This window comes from Candidatus Hydrogenedentota bacterium, assembly GCA_012523015.1.
Classification (GTDB): domain Bacteria; phylum Hydrogenedentota; class Hydrogenedentia; order Hydrogenedentales; family CAITNO01; genus JAAYBJ01.
The window spans coordinates 1-18,238 of sequence record JAAYJI010000288.1 but is presented as its reverse complement, the minus strand read 5'-3'; the positions used below and the strand labels follow the sequence as shown (position 1 = coordinate 18,238).

14 protein-coding genes and 1 tRNA gene are annotated in these 18,238 nt (G+C 49.5%); 8 read left to right on the top strand and 7 right to left on the bottom strand.

Annotated elements, in window-relative coordinates:
- Positions 1 to 593: 593 nt before the first annotated feature.
- On the top strand, positions 594 to 1,307 hold the full coding sequence (locus GX117_12610) for a L,D-transpeptidase (protein ID NLO34172.1): 714 nt from the start codon (positions 594 to 596) through the stop codon (positions 1,305 to 1,307).
- Between the two features lie 34 nt (positions 1,308 to 1,341).
- On the opposite strand, the gene GX117_12605 is transcribed toward GX117_12610, so the two are convergent.
- Positions 1,342 to 1,677, bottom strand: a complete 336-nt coding sequence (locus GX117_12605) for a DUF721 domain-containing protein (GenBank protein ID NLO34171.1) — start codon at positions 1,675 to 1,677, stop codon at positions 1,342 to 1,344.
- On the bottom strand, positions 1,664 to 2,737 hold the full coding sequence (gene recF, locus GX117_12600) for a DNA replication/repair protein RecF (GenBank protein NLO34170.1): 1,074 nt from the start codon (positions 2,735 to 2,737) through the stop codon (positions 1,664 to 1,666). The genes GX117_12605 and recF overlap by 14 nt, the downstream gene beginning before the upstream one ends.
- Positions 2,738 to 3,938: 1,201 nt before the next feature.
- Here recF and GX117_12595 point away from each other — a divergent pair.
- Both GX117_12595 and GX117_12590 read left to right on the top strand, forming a co-directional pair.
- The gene (locus GX117_12595) at positions 3,939 to 5,741 is read left to right on the top strand and encodes a DUF4129 domain-containing protein (protein NLO34169.1); all 1,803 of its coding nucleotides are present in this window, start codon (positions 3,939 to 3,941) and stop codon (positions 5,739 to 5,741) included.
- Entirely contained in the window at positions 5,731 to 6,594 is an 864-nt protein-coding gene (locus tag GX117_12590) for a ComF family protein (protein ID NLO34168.1), read from the top strand. Before GX117_12595 ends, GX117_12590 begins: the two co-directional genes overlap by 11 nt.
- A gap of 18 nt (positions 6,595 to 6,612) precedes the next feature.
- On the opposite strand, the gene GX117_12585 is transcribed toward GX117_12590, so the two are convergent.
- The gene (locus GX117_12585; protein NLO34167.1) at positions 6,613 to 7,917 is read right to left on the bottom strand and encodes a glycine--tRNA ligase; all 1,305 of its coding nucleotides are present in this window, start codon (positions 7,915 to 7,917) and stop codon (positions 6,613 to 6,615) included.
- Positions 7,918 to 8,187: 270 nt separating this feature from the next.
- Entirely contained in the window at positions 8,188 to 9,870 is a 1,683-nt protein-coding gene (locus GX117_12580) for a ribulokinase (GenBank protein ID NLO34166.1), read from the bottom strand.
- Between the two features lie 256 nt (positions 9,871 to 10,126).
- On the opposite strand from GX117_12580, the gene GX117_12575 reads away from it, so the two are divergent.
- A complete protein-coding gene (locus GX117_12575) occupies positions 10,127 to 11,236 on the top strand; it encodes a Nif3-like dinuclear metal center hexameric protein (protein NLO34165.1) in 1,110 nt (369 codons plus the stop codon).
- Positions 11,237 to 11,292: 56 nt separating this feature from the next.
- On the opposite strand, the gene GX117_12570 is transcribed toward GX117_12575, so the two are convergent.
- A tRNA-Thr gene (locus tag GX117_12570) sits at positions 11,293 to 11,368 on the bottom strand.
- Positions 11,369 to 11,559: 191 nt separating this feature from the next.
- On the opposite strand from GX117_12570, the gene GX117_12565 reads away from it, so the two are divergent.
- The 4 genes from GX117_12565 to GX117_12550 all read left to right on the top strand — a co-directional run bounded on the left by GX117_12565 (position 11,560) and on the right by GX117_12550 (position 14,987).
- Entirely contained in the window at positions 11,560 to 12,198 is a 639-nt protein-coding gene (locus GX117_12565; GenBank protein NLO34164.1) for an adenylate kinase, read from the top strand.
- Between the two features lie 63 nt (positions 12,199 to 12,261).
- Positions 12,262 to 13,092, top strand: coding sequence for a DUF1080 domain-containing protein (locus GX117_12560; GenBank protein NLO34163.1), 831 nt, complete (start codon positions 12,262 to 12,264; stop codon positions 13,090 to 13,092).
- A 69-nt stretch (positions 13,093 to 13,161) separates the two neighbouring features.
- Positions 13,162 to 14,175: a sugar ABC transporter permease gene (locus GX117_12555; GenBank protein NLO34162.1), complete on the top strand. Its 1,014-nt coding sequence runs from the start codon at positions 13,162 to 13,164 to the stop codon at positions 14,173 to 14,175.
- Positions 14,172 to 14,987 (top strand): carbohydrate ABC transporter permease, encoded by an 816-nt coding sequence (locus GX117_12550; protein NLO34161.1) that lies wholly within the window; start codon positions 14,172 to 14,174, stop codon positions 14,985 to 14,987. Before GX117_12555 ends, GX117_12550 begins: the two co-directional genes overlap by 4 nt.
- 92 nt (positions 14,988 to 15,079) lie before the next feature.
- Here the strand turns inward: GX117_12550 and GX117_12545 are convergent, their stop codons facing one another.
- Together GX117_12545 and GX117_12540 are read right to left on the bottom strand one after the other, a co-directional pair.
- Positions 15,080 to 16,249 carry a metallophosphoesterase family protein gene (locus tag GX117_12545; protein ID NLO34160.1) on the bottom strand — a complete coding sequence of 390 codons (1,170 nt, stop codon included), beginning with the start codon at positions 16,247 to 16,249 and terminating at the stop codon, positions 15,080 to 15,082.
- A 408-nt stretch (positions 16,250 to 16,657) separates the two neighbouring features.
- Positions 16,658 to 18,100, bottom strand: coding sequence for a hypothetical protein (locus GX117_12540; GenBank protein ID NLO34159.1), 1,443 nt, complete (start codon positions 18,098 to 18,100; stop codon positions 16,658 to 16,660).
- Positions 18,101 to 18,238: the final 138 nt, after the last annotated feature.

Below are 18,238 nucleotides of genomic sequence, written 5' to 3'. Positions count from 1 at the left end.
TATATGCCTCCTTATAATCGATATATTCGATAGCATCACCGTTCAGTGAAATCGTCGGGGGATCGCAGAGTTGTGAAAAACTGACCAAAAGAGTTACGAATGCGGCGTGGAGCATGACCACCTACCTCCATGAGTACACTGTGGTTAAACGTCTTTGTTGTCCACCATCGGTACAACTATGTTTTGACGGATGCCGATACAAAAGATCCTTATTATAACAAGAATCCAGTTTCATTTTTTATTTCAAAGTACAGTTTACCAATATTCGAGGTTTTTGTCAAGTATTTTTTGTTTCAGTTCCAGGAGAAAAAGCGAAGCAATCGCGAAACTTTTACAAGACATAGTTTGGGACTGAACCCTTCCTTTTCAAAGACCCTTAAAATCAGGCTCGCCCTTGCCGCCGCTGCGATGCTGTGAAGCCATTTGAAGAAATACCTTTAGCTTTCTTGCTTATGCTATATTATGTAAACAACGGCGAGGTGCGCGGGATACGTGTCCATAAACGAAAAGATGTACTTCCTATATCATGTAAGTTCCTCATAAAATAACAGCGACCTGCTATGGTTTTCTATTCTTGTGGGAAAATAACTTTTATGCGAATATCTTCTGTATGTTTTTTTAGTATTGGTTATCTTCTTTGTGGAATGCTTTTACCGGCGATGATCAGTGGTGAAACTGGCGCCGCCGAGCTATCAGAAGAATGTCCGCCTATGGATAGTGTGGAGATCGTCATGGAACAAATCGACAATCGTGTAGCCCCCGTGAGCATATTGTCTGAGGAAGAACAAGATCAGTCCCGTTGGGAAGATTTTGTAGGCCATGGTCTGGGAATTTGGGTATCCGTTTCGAATCAGCAGCTCCGTATCATAAAAGATAGTGAGGTTGTTTGGACCGTTCCCTGTTCCACAGCAGAAAAAGGGGTGGGATCCATTATAGGCAGTTTTCAAACGCCGCTCGGCTGGCACCGTATCCGCGAAAAGATTGGAAAGGACAGTCCTAAAGGGCAAGTCTTCCGTGCAAAAAGAGCGACGGCCGAAATTTGGAACTTAGGCGACAGCAGTACGGAGGATCTCGTATTGACCCGTGTCTTGACCTTGGAGGGGATGGAGCCGGGCCTAAATAAAGGGAAGGACAGTAAGGGCACCGTGGTGGATTCTTTTCAGCGCTATATTTACATCCACGGCACAAACGATGAAGACCGTATTGGAAGCCCTGCCTCCCATGGCTGCGTTCGCTTGTTGAACGATGATGTCATCTTTCTTTTTGACGAAGTTCCCCAAGGCACGCTTGTCTATATTGGGGAGTGATGGCGTGCAGCATCCTTTTCGCGCGGAGCTGCGCTTACGCTTCCTTTGAGGGCAGATCTTTTTCCACGTCATCTCGATCCAAAAGGAAATAGACATCGGACACGATTTCTTTCCCTGCCATTCGGTTGATACGTTGGATCAAATCCCATTTAATATAGCTAATCTTATGCATCCACACAGGACTTTCAACGGTAATGCGCAATTGCCCTTCTTTAATATTGACGGGCTTGCAATGGGCGGCAAGGTGTTTTCCTGTCAACTCCTCCCAATGTTCCCATATCTTCGCCTGTTCCAGGTTTTCTCCCAGTGTCGTCGTATCCAGCATTTTTTGTAGGATATCACCAATAGGCTGTGGTTTATTTTTGTTCAAGGCTGCCCCTTTCAATATGATAATGCCGGCTTTGCTGCAAGAGTGAGGGCGGCAGCAGATCCGGTTGTGCGGTTGTAATAATGACCTGTGCTTCTTTCGGGATGGATGCCAAGAGATGTGCGCTCCGTTCTGCGTCCAATTCTGCCAGCGCCTCATCCAATAATACCACAGGATACTCGTTGCGGCGCCGATACATCAGTTCCATTTCCGCCAGTTTGACAACGAGGGCGACACTCTTTTGTTGACCTTGCGAGCCGTAGACCCGTGCGGACTTTCCCGCGATATTAATGTCGATGTCATCGCGATGGGGCCCCCGTCCGCTTGTTTTTCGGATCGAATCGCCGCGCCGTGCTTCTGCCAAGATCGCCGTCATAGTCTCCGTGTCAGGAATGTCGGGTTTGTAGTTCAGCTCCAAGGCTTCCGCCTGCACAATCTTTTCATAAAGCTCCGCCGCGATCACAGCCAACTCTTCAATATAGGCAGACCGCTCGCGTACAAGGATGCTTCCATGCATTGCCATCTGCTCTTCCCAAGGTTCAAACAAAGCGGCATCATTACATTGACGGCGGAGCAATTCATTTCGTTGACGGAGCGCCGTTCTGTATTGTTGCAGTGCACGCAGATATGCGGGGATCAGCTGCGACAATTCCATATCCAAAAAGAGACGTCGGCGTGAGGCAGCTCCTTTCACAAGCTGAATATCTTCTGGCGCAAAAAAAACGATACAGACGCGGCCCAAAAGATCACTGAGCCGGGTTTGCGCAATCTCATCGACTTTAAAGCGTTTGGCGCCGCGCCACCAGTGCGCTTCGATAGCGACCTTTCCCGTGAGTGTTTCCGCTTCGATATGAATATGAAATTCGTCAGTCCCATAGCGCGGCAATACGTCATCGGCTACACTGCGATGACTGCGCGTAGTAGCCGCGTACAGCACTGCTTCCAACACAGAGGTTTTACCTTGTGCATTAGCGCCGGACAAAATGTTTAGGGTTGGTCCGGGAGAAAAATCGATAGTTTCAAGACCGCGGAAGCCGCGGCAATGTATACGGGTCAGACGCATAATATCCATCCTGCACGCATGGGGAACGACGGGTAATAACGGTTCTTTGCCGATCACAGGCTGTATGGGGGTTTAATGCTTTAAAATTTCGCTATTCTATTGAAAACTAGATAGATACTCTTTTAAAACACTGGGAATCCGTTAGGAACAGTGTACACGGATTCATAGGATCTAGTAAAGTGGCAGGCTTACGGAAGATTTTAGATTCAAGAAAGTAAGGCTGCCGTGGGAGCCAAAAGGTCCGGCAATAAAAAAACCTTGTGGAAAATTAATTCCACAAGGTTTACTGTTGTTAGGTGGAGATGCCAAGAGGGGGGAGGTCGGCATCTCCGGTGAGGTGTTTTGGCTCTGAGGGGGGAACAGAGCGTTGCAGAGGAAAACTAAATAAAAACTAAAGGTGGAGATGCCGAGAGGGGGAGGATCGGCATCTCCGGTGAGGTGTTTTGGCTCTGATGGGGGAACAGAGCGTTGCAGAGGAAAACCAAATAAGGACTAAAGGTGGAGATGTCGAGAGGGGGCAACTCGACATCTCCGGTGAGGTGTTTTGGCTCTGAGGGGGAACAGAGCGTTACAGAGGAAAAAAACTTGATATCTATTTTACGGTACCGGTTTTTTGCAAAACACCGGAGCGTCTCTACACAGGTTAATCATATAACCGGAAAGGTGCTCACCAGACCTTAGAAAGATTCAATTGTCAACTACTTCTATAAGTCGATCTCAGTAGTCGGTTTTTTTGAGGGTTTGAGTTTTGTTCAACCTACCCTAAAACCAAACTCAACGATCTAATACAACTTAGTATAAACGATCTTTTATATAAAAGCAACCTTTTTTTTCATTTTTTTTCAACACGAAATTACAGAATCAGAACAAAAAGCAACTTGGTTTTTTTTTCTCCCCTTACTTTTTTCAACAACACCCTAAGGATTTGGTAAGTGATACAAAAATGAAGAGATAATTTGTTTGTCTCTTAGGAAAGGGTCTTTCAAGAAAAGAGTCGTGTAGAAAAAGCTCCTCAAAATCTTACAAGATCCTTAAAATACGGCGTCCGCTAAAATTTGAACTTGATCGGAAATTGCTGCGCAACCGGGAAAGATATCCAAGATTGAGAATTGAATTCGGTATACTATAAGAACTGTCATGGAAAGCAAAATGAAACGGCTGAAGCCTTGTATTTACGGCAGCGCCCGGGCAGGATGACCGTATGATCAAAATGTATGAACAACCGCCAATCAACAATCACGAAGAGTGGGCGCAGGAAGACGCTGCGGCCACCGACTTCGCTTCGTTGACACACGCGCCTGCCGAGCCTTCAAGCTTGCCTAAAATTGGAGCCCGTCAAGCCACGGATTTCACGTCTTTGCAAGCGTCGCTGCCGCAGCAGCCGACAATAACCATTCACCGCAGCTTAGCCGATCACCTCATAAACTTCCTTACGCCTTGTTTGATTTTTATTTTATCAACTGTCCTTCTTCTTTTTTTATTGAATGTCCGTTTTGTCCACACCTCTGTTTTTGACCTCAACTTACGCTTCTTCTCCATCTCCTTTGTCTTGGGTATTGTGGCGTTGAATCGTGTCATCGCCCGTAAGGGCTCCACAGAATCGTATCCCTATGTTTTTGGACTCTTCACCGCAGTGACGTTATATACCGTGGGCACAACAGGCGGCTATGACGTGGGACCTGTGGCGAAGCAATACTTAAATAGCAACCTTGGGCTGGCTTTGTTTTTAAATTCTGTTGTGGTTATCAGTATCTGGTTCATGGTAAATCGCCTTACCCATGAATGCTGTGTGGATGAGAGCGCCGTTGCCGGTGATGTCGGTATTTTCACCGCGACAGCGGCAAACATGCGCACAACCCTGCGGCGTATGGCAGAACCTGTGGGCCCGAGCCGAGATGAACGTATGGCGGCGGCAGACGTGACGGAGGCTTGGTACAACCTAAGCGCTTATGACCCGACCGAAGCCGCTGCACTCCCTGCAGCCTCCCGACCCGCAAAGAAGATGGATTATAGCGATAGACTGCCCCGCAAGCATCCGGGTATGGCGCTCTTTTATTTTTCGATTCCGGTGATGCTCCTATTCACCCTGGGGCTGCGCGTCATACAAGAGGCAGGAACGCCTGCCATTCGTATGGGCGGCTATTATATGACGATCTACACCTTTTGCGCCTTGTATTTATTATGTTTAACCAGCCTGCGCCAGCTGCGCGCTTATTTCAACCTCCGTCATGTTTCGATTCCGCAGGCTCTGGAGTGGCTGTGGATTGGCGTTGGATTGGTGATGGTCCTGCTTATCCTGTGGCTGGCTGCCCTGATGCCTCTGCCCTCCTTGCCTGATCTCCCCGGCCAAGACACGCAGCAAGATGTGAATATGTTCATGTTGCAAACAGCCCATATAAAACAAGTGGATTTGATACCGCCTACCCTCGCGTTTATGGATAAATATCAGATCCGTGGAATGGTAGACACCGCCGCCGTGGGGCTCCTCATTTTAATTTTTATCTATGGATGCTTTACCGTGTTTCGCTACCTGCTGGATGTGGCCTTGGATGAAAAATCTGAGATACCCCGTTCAATCGCGCTGTTGCTTACCGCCATAGCCTGGCTGTTGTTCAAGTGGTGGCCCGCCTTGTTTCGCTGGGTCTTTTCTTCGAACAGGCTGCGCATCCAACGAAGCATTGCCTTGAGCAGCCGCTATGACAACCCGCGGGCAAAGGCAGATAATGCACCCATGACGACCCAGCAGCATATCGCCTATGCCTATGAAGCGCTTTGCGCCTTGGCAACCGATGTGGGCATGCCGCCCCGATACAGCCAAACCCCCTATGAGTTTTTGAAAGATTTTCCCAAACGTTTAAACAGCATCCGTGATGAGGCACAAGAAATTATCCGTCTTTACGTGCTCGCCGCCTATTCTAAAGAAAAAATGAATCCCCGTGTGGAAGACCGGCTCAGAAAATTTTGGATTGCCTACCGCGCGGTGAGAAACTATTATGTGCGATAAATCCAACGCTGATATGGGCATTTATTCGGAACAAGAAAAAGCAGCCTCTTCTTCTCTTCTATCAACAGGCGCTGATCTCTGCAAGACCTATCTTTCGCCATGGATGACGGTCTTACTAAACTTGTTCTTGCCCATGTATTGCAGGCAGTGCGGGGAGCGGCTGCTTACCAAAGAAAACAATTTCTTTTGCCCAAATTGTTGGGAGGGGGCGCTAAAGATCGAACGGCCTTTTTGTTCGCACTGTGGGAAGCCCCATCAAAAAATAGTAGGCTTAGGCTCGCTGTCCAATTTCTTGTGTACTGCCTGCCGCGACAAGCCCTATAAATATATTGATCGTGTGTGGGGCGCCGTCCATTATGGCGGTGTTGTCAGCGAGGCCATTAAGCTATTTAAATTTCAGGCAAAAATAAGTCTCGCTGAGGTGCTCGGCGGGCTGATGGTTGAATTCGCAGAAAAGGAAATGATTCCGGAAAGCTATGATTGTATTATTCCTGTCCCGCTCTATAAAACACGCAAGCGCGAACGGGGCTTTAATCAAGCGGAATTATTGGCAGAGGTCCTCATCCGCGATTTTTTTGTTCACGCTGTCTTGGATCATACATCGCTCAAGCGTATCCGCCCAACCCATACGCAAAGCCACCTGAGCAAAGAGAAGCGCGCCAAGAATGTGCGCGGAGCCTTTGCCTGCACAGGGGACAGCTTGAAAGGAAAGCGGGTGCTCCTCATAGACGATGTGATCACTACAGGCGGTACTGTTTCGGAGTGCGCCCGAAGCCTGCGCTTGGCAGAGGTGCTCAAGGTGGATGCCTTTGCCATCGCCTTGCCTTTCCAAGCGCCGCGATATGATCTGTAAGGGACTGTTGCCGCTTCTTTATTCCATGGACACGGGGCGAATGGACACCCGCTTAAGAATATAGTCACCCACTTCCGCCATGGGCATGCGCAGCTGCTCGGTCGTGTCGCGATCCCGCACCGTCACCGTATTATCTTCTTTCGTTTGATGATCCACGCAAATGCAATAGGGCGTTCCGATTTCATCCATCCGCCGATAGCGTCGGCCAATGGCGCCGGCATGATCATAATAAGAGAGAAAGAGGGGACGCAGTTTTTTCTCGAGATCCATGGCTATTTCCGCAAGTCCGTCTTTCTTTACCAGAGGCAGAACCGCCGCTTTGATGGGGGCAAGCTTGGGATGTAAGCGCATGACGACCCGCGTCTCATCTTTAACGGTATCTTCGGCGTAGGCATCGCATAAGACCGCGAGGGTGGTACGGTCGGCTCCGGCGGAAGGCTCAATGACGGAAGGATAATAGCGCTCATTCTTTTCTGTATCAAAATAGCTCAGATCTTTGCCTGAGTGTTTGCTGTGCTGATTCAAATCATAAGAACCGCGGTTGGCGAGACCTTGAAGTTCGCCCCAGCCGAAGGGGTATTCATATTCCACATCAATGGTTCGTTTGGAATAATGGGCCAGCGTTTCCTTGGGATGTTCATACCAACGCAATTTATCGGCAGACAAGCCCAGATCTAGGTACCACTGCCAGATATCCTTTTCCCATTGCGCGAAGCACGCCTCCTCATCTTCGGCACGACAAAAATATTCAATTTCCATTTGTTCAAATTCACGGCTTCGGAAAATAAAGTTTCGCGGATTCACTTCGTTTCTGAAGCTCTTACCGATTTGAGCAATGCCGAAGGGGACTTTGACTCTAGTCGATGAACAGACATCTTTAAAATCCACAAAAATAGATTGGCAGGTTTCCGGGCGCAAATAGGTTTCAACTGCTGAGTCTTCACTAACCCCCATTTTGGTGCGCAGCATGCTGTTAAAGGCGCGGGGCTCCGATAATTCTCCGCCGCATTCGGGACAACGTTCCCCTTCCAGATGATCCTGTCGGAAACGTTTCTTGCAGGATTTACAGTCCACCAAAATATCGTGGAAAGCTTCCACGTGACCGCTCGCTGCCCACACATCGGGATGCATCAGGATGCTGGCATCAAGACCGACCATATCGTCTCGCGATAACACAAAGGTGTACCACCAATGTTCTTTGAGATTGCGTTTTAATTCGACGCCCAAGGGACCGAAATCCCAACACCCATTGATGCCGCCGTAAATGGCGCTGGACTGAAAGATAAATCCTTTTCGTTTACAAAGACTGACTAGTTTTTCCACGTTTATCTCCAAGGTTGGATTGACTGATTCGGTCTTAAAACCGAAGTGCGTGTTCCCTCAGCTGATGGCTCATTCCACAGATAGAATGCGTGCATAGTATAGTCATGGCGCTTTAAATATGTCAAACCCAGTGCCGCAGCGCCTGTGTGAGCAGTCTTATTCTATTTAGAAAAAGATCCCTCTTTGTGAAGCAGATACCTCAAAAAAAGGTCTACCCTCGTCTGAGGATAGACCTGTTATAAAGGCTTGTGTTTTATGCGCAGGGAAGGGTTATTCTTTGCGGGATGCGTCCCGAATGGATAAGAGTTCCTTCATTACCACGTAGAGCCCTTCTTGATAAGACTGGACGCCGAAACTATCGTGCATTTTCTTGTAAAGCGCAAAGAGGCTGTCATAAATCTTTTCGTTTTCAGGAATAGGATAGTAGATTTTATCGTCTTTTTGCGCCATCGCCGCCGCTGCTTCCGCAAAGGAGTTGTAACCGCCCGCTTCTTTACCTGCCACTACGGCTCCCGCCATGGCAGCGCCAAGCGCACAGGTTTGCGTGCTCTTAGAAATCTCCAGCGGACGGCCCATGACATCGGCATAAATTTGCATGAGCAGCGCATTTTTACCGGAAATGCCGCCGCAATTTACGATGCGCTCTACCGGCATGCCGTACTCAAGGAAACGCTCCATGATGACCCGTGCGCCGAAGGCTGTGGCTTCGATCAAAGCGCGGTACAATTCTTCGGGGCGCGTTTGCAAAGTCATGCCCACGACCGCGCCTGTGAGCCGCTGATCAACCAAGACCGTGCGGTTGCCGTTGTGCCAATCCAAAGCGAGTAAGCCGCTTTCGCCCGGTTTCATAAGCAGTGCTTTTTCCGTGAGCGATTCGTGCGTTTCATTTTCAGGGCGCATGTAGGAAACAAACCAGTTGAAAATGTCTCCAACGGCGGACTGTCCCGCTTCAAGTCCAAAGCATCCGGGCAAGATGGAGCCGGGCACAATCCCGCATAATCCGGGGATATCGGGCAGAGCTTGATCCATGGGCGCGACCATCATATCGCAGCAGGATGTCCCGATAATTTTCACCATGACGCCGGGCTGGATGCCGGATCCTACAGCGCCTAAGTGAGCGTCAAAGGCTCCCATAGCGACCGGAATGCCGGTGGGCAGCCCTAATTTGTCCGCCCATTCTTCACAAAGCAATCCTGCAGCATCGGCTATGGTATAGGCCTCATCGGGCAGGCTTTCCCGAATCCGCGCCAAATCAGGATCTATGGCAGACAGAAACTCAACATCGGGGTAACCGCCCCAGGAAGGATTAAACATCGCCTTATGTCCCGCCGCGCAAATACACCGTTTCATCGTTTCCGGCTGATCTGTGCCCGTTAGGATGGCAGTCATCCAGTCTGCGTGTTCCACCCACGTATAAGCGGCTTGGAAGACTTCAGGCGACGTGCGTTTGCACTGTAAAATTTTGCTCCAAAACCACTCGGAAGAATAAGCGCCGCCGCACTTCGCCAAATACTGAGGCCGCATTTTTTGCGCCATTTCGGTAATTTCAACCGCTTCCGCATGGCTCGTATGATCTTTCCAAAGCCACGCCAACGCAGCGGGATGTTTCGTAAATTCATCGTAGAAGGCGAGGGGCATTCCTTTTTTGTCTACGGGCAGCGGTGTGGAGCCCGTTGTATCAACGCCGATACCAATGACAGATGCCGCAGAAAAGCCGGGTACGGAGGCAGCCTCTTTCAGTGCTGTCGTGACGGTGGCCGTCATTCCTTCTACATAATCAGTGGGATGCTGTCGTGCCAAATCAGGATTTTTTGAATCTAAAATAACCCCTTTTTCGCCGCTGGGATACTCGAAAACAGCGGTTGCAATTTCCGCGCCGGTGGCGGTGTTGACAATAATGGCTCGTGTGGAATTGGTTCCAAAATCAAGTCCTATTGTAAAGGTGTCGCTCATTGAATCGTTCCTTTGCAAGTTGACGCTATATTCCAAAAAGTGTATACGCTGAAAAAATATTATGCCTATTATATAGGTATGGCTGCAAATCGAACCGGAACCTTCAGCATAAAAAATTCAATTACGATACGGTCGCAGATTCTTTTTCAACGCCTCGAAGATGATCCTGCATCATAAGATTACACTGAATATCCCTTAGTGGGTCTATCCCGTGTTTTGTTACACTAAAGAATCAACCGATTCAAAGGATTTGCTTATGACGATCACTGTAAAACAAATAAGTCAATTTATCGAAGCATGGGCTCCGCCTCATCTTGCGTATACTTGGGACAAAGTCGGATTGCATACAGGCGACCCGAACAAGGAGGTCAATAAGCTGCTTCTTTGTCTTTCCGTGACGCCCGAGGCGGTGCGCGCCGCCAAAAAAGCAAAAGCAGAAATGATCGTTGCCCACCATCCGCTCATATGGGAACCCCTGACAAATTTGCGGACGGACAACCCCAAAGCACAACTGTGCTTGGATATCGCCGCTGCCGGTATCGCCTGCTTTGGTCCCCATACCAATCTTGACGTTACGGAGGATGGGGTAAGTGATTCCTTAGCAGAACGATTGGGTCTTGAAGGGTGCACGCCTTTATTTGCTTCCCGTACAGCTGACCTCGTCAAGGTCGTGACCTTTGTACCCAAGACCCATCTTGACCGGCTGCGCGACGCGTTGGCAGAGGCGGGAGCCGGAAATATAGGGCGCTACAGCCATTGCTCTTTTACCTCACCGGGTACAGGAACCTTTCTTCCCGAAGCCGGAAGCGCTCCCTTTTCCGGTAAGCGCGGCGTTATCAATCACGAACCGGAAATTCGCTTGGAGATGATTATGAAAAAAAACCGCATTTCTTCCGTGACACAGGCATTGCTGCGTACCCATCCTTATGAAGAGCCTGCCTTTGACCTGATCCCCCTGGCGAATGTGGATCCCAACATCGGACTTGGCCGCATAGGCTCCCTCAAAGAGTCCATGCCCTTTAAGGATTTCGCCGCCATGCTGCAGCGTGCTCTGGGACTGTCCTACCTCATCCATTATGGCGCGTTGAAGAGACGGGTGCGGCGTGTTGCTGTCCTTGGCGGAAGCGGCGGCGGAAGCATCGCTGATCTGCCCGATGGCATCGATGTCTACGTGACCGGAGATATCCGCTATCATGATGCCCAAGAAGCCTTGTTGCGGAAGATCTGTTGTATTGACGCCGGTCATGCCGCTACGGAACTGCCCATACTGGACACCTTAGAGCGTCGTCTCCAAGAACGTTGGAAAGACTTAAAGATAAACCTTTTTCGCGAGAAAGGGATGGGAACACTCTATACCGAAGTCTAGACAGAGGGATAGGGGGGCGCAAACCCGAGAGGTTGAAGCGGGGGGGAGGGGAGGGATGGAGCTGGAACGGGGAATCGAACCCCGGACCTCGTCATTACGAGTGACGCGCTCTACCAACTGAGCTATTCCAGCATACCCTGTGATCTTGTTACACGTATAGGGCTGGGGACTCCCCTGTGCAACGAGGCTTATTGTAGAATAAAGCATGTAGAAATATCAACCTGAACTCAGTACAGCCGGGTATGATATACTGAACCCTGTGCGGGATTGGCACATCAACGAACCACACAAACTTTTATTGAATGTAGGAAAGGACGGCATACATGGGACTTCGAATTGTGATGCTCGGCGCGCCGGGTGCAGGGAAGGGTACGCAAGCCATACGGATGGCAAAAGAAATGGGTATTCCCCATATTTCCACAGGCGATATTTTCCGCAAAAATCTGCGGGAAGGCACCGATTTAGGCAAACAAGTACAGGAATATTTGAATAGCGGAGCACTGGTGCCTGATCAGTTGACCTGTGATATCGTGGCGGATCGGCTGCAAGAAGAAGATTGTGCGAAAGGATATATCTTGGACGGCTTCCCTCGGTCCTTACCGCAAGCGGAAATGCTGACCACTTTTCTGAGTGAGCGCGGCTCGAAGATCGATGTAGCCGTCAATATTGATGTGCCCGACTCGGAAATTGTTGAGCGCTTAGGGGCGCGCCGCAGCGATCCCGATACAGGCGCCGTATACAACCTTATTTTTAATCCGCCGCCCGCTGAATTGGCAGACAAATTGATTCAACGGGAAGATGACAAGCCCGAGACCGTTCAAGCACGGTTGCAGACCTACCACGAAATCACGGAACCGATCATTCACTATTATGAGCAATTGGACGTGTTGGTCAATGTGCCGGGCGCGCAGGCAGGCCCCGATGAAATTTACAAACGCATTATGGATTTGCTGCCCCAATAAAGTGAGCGTGAGGGAGAGCCCCATCACCCCATAGTTCTTGTTATCGACTTGAGGAAGGATCCTATGAAACGATCTGTTATAAATCGAAATGCCGTGCTAGCACTCAGTGTATTCCTTGGTCTTTGTTTTGCCATGGTACCGGCACTCCACGCGCAGGATGCAGCCGGAACAGGCTGGATTGCCTTGTTTAACGGTAAAGATCTTGATGACTGGGTTATCAAATTTAAAGGATGCCCTTTGGGAGAAAACTATAAGGACACCTTCGGCGTTGAAGAGGGGTTGCTTAAAGTACGCTATGATCACTATGACGGCTTCGACAATCGCTTTGGTCATATCTTTTATAAAGATAAATTCTCTCACTATAAATTGCGTGTCGAATATCGCTTTGTCGACGATCAAGTGAAGGGCGGACCCGGTTGGGCGTTTCGTAATAACGGCGTGATGATTCATTGCCAGCCGCCCGAAACCATGTCTGTAGATCAAGATTTCCCAGCCTCCATCGAAGTACAGCTCTTGGGTGGTGACGGCAAGAAGAAACGGAGCACGGCCAATCTTTGCACACCCGGTACCCATGTGGTCATTGAGGATGAATTGATTACGCGCCACTGCACGGATTCACGGTCAAAAACCTATCATGGCGATCAATGGGTCACCGTAGAAATTGAAGTGCGCGGCAATGAGCTGATTCAGCATCTCATTGATAATGAAGTGGTGTTGGAATATGAAAAGCCTCAGCTCGATGAAAAAGATGCCGATGCACAAGCCCTGATTAAAGCGGGCTTTCCGATCATGGTAAGCGAAGGCTATATCGCCCTGCAGGCAGAAAGTCATCCCACTCAATTTCGACGCATTGAATTGCTGCCCTTAGATACTTCCGATTCCGCACAGGAGTAATCCTTTCCTAATGGTGCATAGACTTCCCGTGGAAGATTGTTGTTGCCTTTCAAGCAGGTGTCTATTGTTGTGAATATGATCACCAAAATCATGGTCTGCTGCCTTCACGTGCCCGATAGGATCTTGGGCTTTTTAGACGACCGCCTGGAGCGTTTGCAGCGTCGTGGCTTTGGAGATCTTCCCGGCGCCGTGGTACTTCTTTTTCCGGGCTTATTCATTCTCGCGCTCTTCATTTTGATACCCATGGTCTCCACCTTTTATATGAGCCTTTTCGGCGGGCGCCATGGAACCGGGGCATTCGTCGGATTCAACAATTATCTAGACGCTTTTCGAAGCCATGATTTCCGACAAAGTCTGCTCGTCACCATCTATTATGTTCTGGGCGTGATTCCCATATCCCTGGTATTGAGCTTTTTCGTCGCCTTTGGCTTGTACCGTATTCGCAAATTCAGAGGGCTCTTGCGCTCCTTTTATTTCCTGCCTTATGTCACGTCTGCCGTGGCGTCAGCCTTGATCTGGCGCAGCCTCTTTAACCCGCAAAGCGGTGTTGTAAACATGAACTTGGGCTTCTTCGGAGCCGCTCCCCAGCAATGGCTTTTGGAACCGCGCGGCGTCTTGCATATTCTCAGCGGCGGCGCTATTCCGGCATCGTGGGGACCCAGTCTCGCCCTCGTCTGCATCATTCTATTTGATATCTGGCACAGCTGCGGTTTTTCGATCGTTGTCTTTTTCGCCGGCTTTAGTTCGCTGCCGCCCGAGATTGAAGAAGCCGCGCGCATGGACGGCGCAGAGCGCTGGCGTTTATTGCGTCATATCACCTTGCCCTTGCTCTCGCCTACCCTCTTTTTTCTGTTGGTCGTGGGTGTGATTAAAGCCTTTCAAGCCTTCAATAGCTTTTACGCCTTGACCCAAGGTGAAAACATGGCGGACCGTCAAAATCTTATCCTCTATATCTACGCCCAGTTTTATCAATACGGTTATTGGGGCTATGCTTCCGCTGTTGCTGTGCTGCTCATGCTCGCCATTGTGGCATTGACTTTTTTACAATGGCGCATTTTAGAAAGCCGGATACACTACGAATGAATGTTCAACGAAAATTGATGTATGCCGTGCTGATCGTGGGCGCCTTCCTAACGATCTACCCGTTCCTATGGATGGTGGGCACGGCTTTCAAAACCTTGCCGGAAGCGGGTATGCAAAGTCTCCGTCTCTTCCCGAAAGTATGGCAGTGGGAGAATCTGACGGCGACCTTTCGCGCAGCTCCATTCGGCCGCTATTTCTTTAATTCCCTGCTGATCTCCGGACTGGTCTGTTTCTTTGTTTGTTTGACGTCCCTCATGGCGGGTTATGCCTTTGCGCGGCTCCGTTTCCCAGGGCGCAATGTGCTTTTCATGATTACCTTGTTTTCGATGATGGTTCCTTTCGAAGCCGTATTCATCCCCAATTTTGTGTTGATCACGAAGCTCGGCTGGTATAACAGCTATTTCGCCCTGATCGTGCCTTGGTGCGCCAATGCCTTTTCGATCTTTTTGATGCGCCAAGCTTTCCTCGGGATTCCCCGGGATTATTATGATGCGGCGCGTATGGACGGCTGCGGCCATTTACGGTTTCTCTTTCGCATAGGCGTCCCCCTCGTCAAGCCCATGCTCGTTACCGTAGCGCTCTTTGCTTTTCTCGGCAGTTACAACGCCTTGCTGTGGCCCCTTATTGTTACTGCCGATGAAAACATGCGGGTGGTACAAGTGGGGCTGACCGCTTTTTACGGAGATGCAGGTACCCGTTTAAACTTGCTGATGTGTGCTTCCACCGTCGTCATATTGCCTTCCGTTGCCTTGTATATTCTGGCACAGCGCCATTTCGTAGAAAATGCTTTGGGCTCGGGAATCAAAGGCTGAAAAAACCTAGAACCTTTCCCCGAAGCCCTCATACGAGGCACAGCTTATTGCACAGCTTCCATCAGCAATAGTATCGTGTCAAGAAAAGCGACTTACTTGCGGAGCTCGAGGAAATCGAAGAGCTGTCCTTCCGGTGTGTAGGCTTCAATGCGCATGGTGGGACCGAATACGTTCACCAGGCAATAATGATGCCCTCTATAGACTTTGGCGGTGAAGGGGCTGCGCCAAGGACCTGCAGTTTCCAATCCGCCGCCGCCGCCGCCCGTCACCATATAAACAACACCGCCTTTTTGTACGGGTTTATCTTGGATCAGCGGATAGCTGCGCTCGTAAGAATGAATGTGGCCGCACCAAGCGATGTCGACGCCGTAGCGTTCATATAAAGTCGTGAGTTCACGGATGCGATGGTCGCCCCAGTTGGGACGCACTTCGGTGGTGTCGCCGTAATCATTTTCATCGGAAGAATAGGCAGGCCGATGCAAAGCCACGATTTTCCACGGGGCAGTAGAGGCTTTCAAGGCACCTTCAAGCCACGTATATTGTTCACTGTTCGGGGCTACGGGACGCTGCGTGTCCAGGATAAATAGTTCCAGATTACCGTAGCGCAGCTGATAGTAATATTTGGGTTCGGGCAAGGCGAAATAATCATAATAATAATGGGTATCTTCTTCATGGTTACCCAAACTTGGCACGAGAGGCACGCGGCAGAGCAGACTTTTCATATTACGAAAAAAATGATTGTTCCATTGCCCTTTGTCCGGGCCCTTGGAAACGAGGTCACCTGTCAACAAGGTAAAATGAGGACGTTGCTCCCAAGCCAAGTTTGCCAATTTCACAACGTTCCTAGGATTTGCCTGCGTGTCGCTCAGCACTACAAAAGAGAAGGGAGCTTCGCCCACGACGGCAGTTTGAAAGCTGTAGATTTCGCTTTCAACAACCTGAGCTCCCTCGGCTTTGGAGCGAATCTGATAAAAATAGTTTTCCGCCGGTTCCAAGTCTGTAAATACAATAAAATGGAAGGTGACACCGCCTTCCCCTTCAATCCATTCCAAGGCCGCCGCCGCTGCGCCGCAGCCTCCTTCCGTCGTCGCAGGAATATTCGTCTCCCAGCCAACGGTCATCGTCGTGTCCGTGGGATAGTGAAGATACGGCCCCGCAATGATTTTTAGCTTCTCATTGCCTTGGGCGGAAAAGGACGCAAGTCCGAAACAACAACTCAGCACTAGGATCATGATGGTGTTAAAATGGATGGGTAAACGCATGGGGGAATCTTCCTTTCTTAGCTGCTCTAAACAAATTTTATTTTATTATAATATAGCGTCGCAGCTTCAAACTCGAAATACAAGCTCTTTCTGAAAAAAAGATTTCGACAGGAGTCCTGTTGTCAAGCCTTTTTCCGCAATCAATCGTTTAGAGTTTTGATACCCTCTTAAAGGATTCTTAGGAATTGAATCGGAAGGATTATGGTTTGGAAATTATTGCCCCAAGAGTCCCTTCCTATTGGCCATCTTAAGGAATATTTCTAGCAATAGAGGCGTGCTGCCCCCGTGTCCTTCCAAATCGCTACAGTCGTTCTCCTTATCGTTGCTCGACAAGGTGGACGGGACGAAGGACTGAATGGTGTGCGCTGTCTTCCACCTCTCTGCGCGGATACAGCGAGCTTTTCATCTTCACTCTGTTGTTTGTGTAGGCGGCACGCGCCGCAGATAGGGGTAGCCGTCGTTGATAACCTTCTTTTTATCATAGACCCAAGTTTTTGAAAAGTCCCAATTCTTATAGGTAAAGAAGTCAAAAGGATAGGTCATCTGGGCTGTTGTGCGCCCGTTTTTCTTAGAATCAACCTTCGATCCGCAACGCTCCATATCCCAATAGCAGTTGGTGACCGTATCGTCGTCATTCTCGTCCTCGTATTCTTCTCCCCTTTTCACGTCGCAAAAGATCCTGAGACGACTACCAGGTTTGTCTTTCCATATCTTCCCTGCGATTCCGCCCACCATTTCGTCTCCCGTTATCGTACCCGCCGCATAGCAGTTAATGATTGAGTCGTCATTTTCCCCTGCGAGTCCGCCCACGCCTCCACGCCCTGTTATCGCTCCTGTCGCATAGCAGCTGGTGATGGTGCCGCTATTCCCCCCTACGATTCCGCCCACGATTCCATCCCCTGTTATCGCTCCTGTCGTAAAGCAGTTGGTGATGGTGCCTTCTCCATTCCACCCTGCGATTCCGCCCACGTCTCGATCTCCTGTTATCGCTCCTGTCGTATAACAGTCGGTGATGGTGCCGTCATTCTCCCCTACGATTCCGCCCACATTTTCATGCCCTGTTATCGCTCCTGTTGAATAGCACTTGGTAATCGTACCGAGGTTTTTTTCCCCTGGGATTCCGCCCACTTTTTCACCCGTTGACAGCATTTTTATTTGAAATCTTGCTGCGCCGCATAAGCTCCGGTTTATCCCTACGAGTCCGCCCACTGTTTTCTCTCCCGTTACCGTACCCCTCGCATAGCAGTTGGTGATCGTGCCGCGACTGATGCCTTTCCTCCTTGCGATTCTGCTGCTCGCCTTGCCCGCCTTTATCTGCCCTACGACTGTGTAACCTAGGTTCTGCCCTACGATTCCACCCACGTGTTCACGCCCTTTTATCGTTCCTGTCCCATAGCAGCTGGTGATCGTGCCGTCACTTCCTCCTGCGATTCCGCCCACCCCTAACTCCCCTGTTATCGTTCCTGCCGAATAGCAGTTGGTAATCGTGCCGCCTTCATTCCCTCCCACGATTCCGCCCACGCCGCTATAACCACAAATAGCGCAGGCTTCCACACCTATATTTTTTAGGGTTGCTGGACCCTTAGTGTATCCAAAAAGTCCTACGGGCCTTTGCTCCGGTCGATTAATTGTTAGTCCTTTAATGACATAATGTTTACCGTCAAAAGTGCCGGAGAAAGGATTATCTTTTGTTCCTATGGGGGCGAATCCTTCACCGTCGTTCCAGCCGGATGTAGCTTCGGCATCTATGTCTTGCGCAAGAACATAATTACCATCCAAGGGTTTCGCGTCGTTACTGCCAATGCTTTGTAGTTCCTCAATGGATGAAATCACTATTACAGGTGTTGTCATGTCCTAGATCTCCTAATAGTGAATAATTATAAAGAAGCAAGAGCTTCCAATCAAAAGTGAGGATTTGAAGTGTCTTTTAAGTATTCGAACTCGAAGGATCGTGCGGAGTATGGCACACAACTTTGGATGGTTTTCTTG

Bases quoted from the DNA above. Each gene is read 5' to 3' on its own strand.
- GX117_12610 (NLO34172.1), top strand. From the start codon at position 594: ATGCGAATATCTTCTGTATGTTTTTTTAGTATTGGTTATCTTCTTTGT.
- recF (NLO34170.1), bottom strand. From the start codon at position 2,737: ATGCGTCTGACCCGTATACATTGCCGCGGCTTCCGCGGTCTTGAAACT.
- GX117_12595 (NLO34169.1), top strand. From the start codon at position 3,939: ATGATCAAAATGTATGAACAACCGCCAATCAACAATCACGAAGAGTGG.
- GX117_12590 (NLO34168.1), top strand. From the start codon at position 5,731: ATGTGCGATAAATCCAACGCTGATATGGGCATTTATTCGGAACAAGAA.
- GX117_12580 (NLO34166.1), bottom strand. From the start codon at position 9,870: ATGAGCGACACCTTTACAATAGGACTTGATTTTGGAACCAATTCCACA.
- GX117_12575 (NLO34165.1), top strand. From the start codon at position 10,127: ATGACGATCACTGTAAAACAAATAAGTCAATTTATCGAAGCATGGGCT.
- GX117_12565 (NLO34164.1), top strand. From the start codon at position 11,560: ATGGGACTTCGAATTGTGATGCTCGGCGCGCCGGGTGCAGGGAAGGGT.
- GX117_12560 (NLO34163.1), top strand. From the start codon at position 12,262: ATGAAACGATCTGTTATAAATCGAAATGCCGTGCTAGCACTCAGTGTA.
- GX117_12550 (NLO34161.1), top strand. From the start codon at position 14,172: ATGAATGTTCAACGAAAATTGATGTATGCCGTGCTGATCGTGGGCGCC.
- GX117_12545 (NLO34160.1), bottom strand. From the start codon at position 16,249: ATGCGTTTACCCATCCATTTTAACACCATCATGATCCTAGTGCTGAGT.
- GX117_12540 (NLO34159.1), bottom strand. From the start codon at position 18,100: ATGACAACACCTGTAATAGTGATTTCATCCATTGAGGAACTACAAAGC.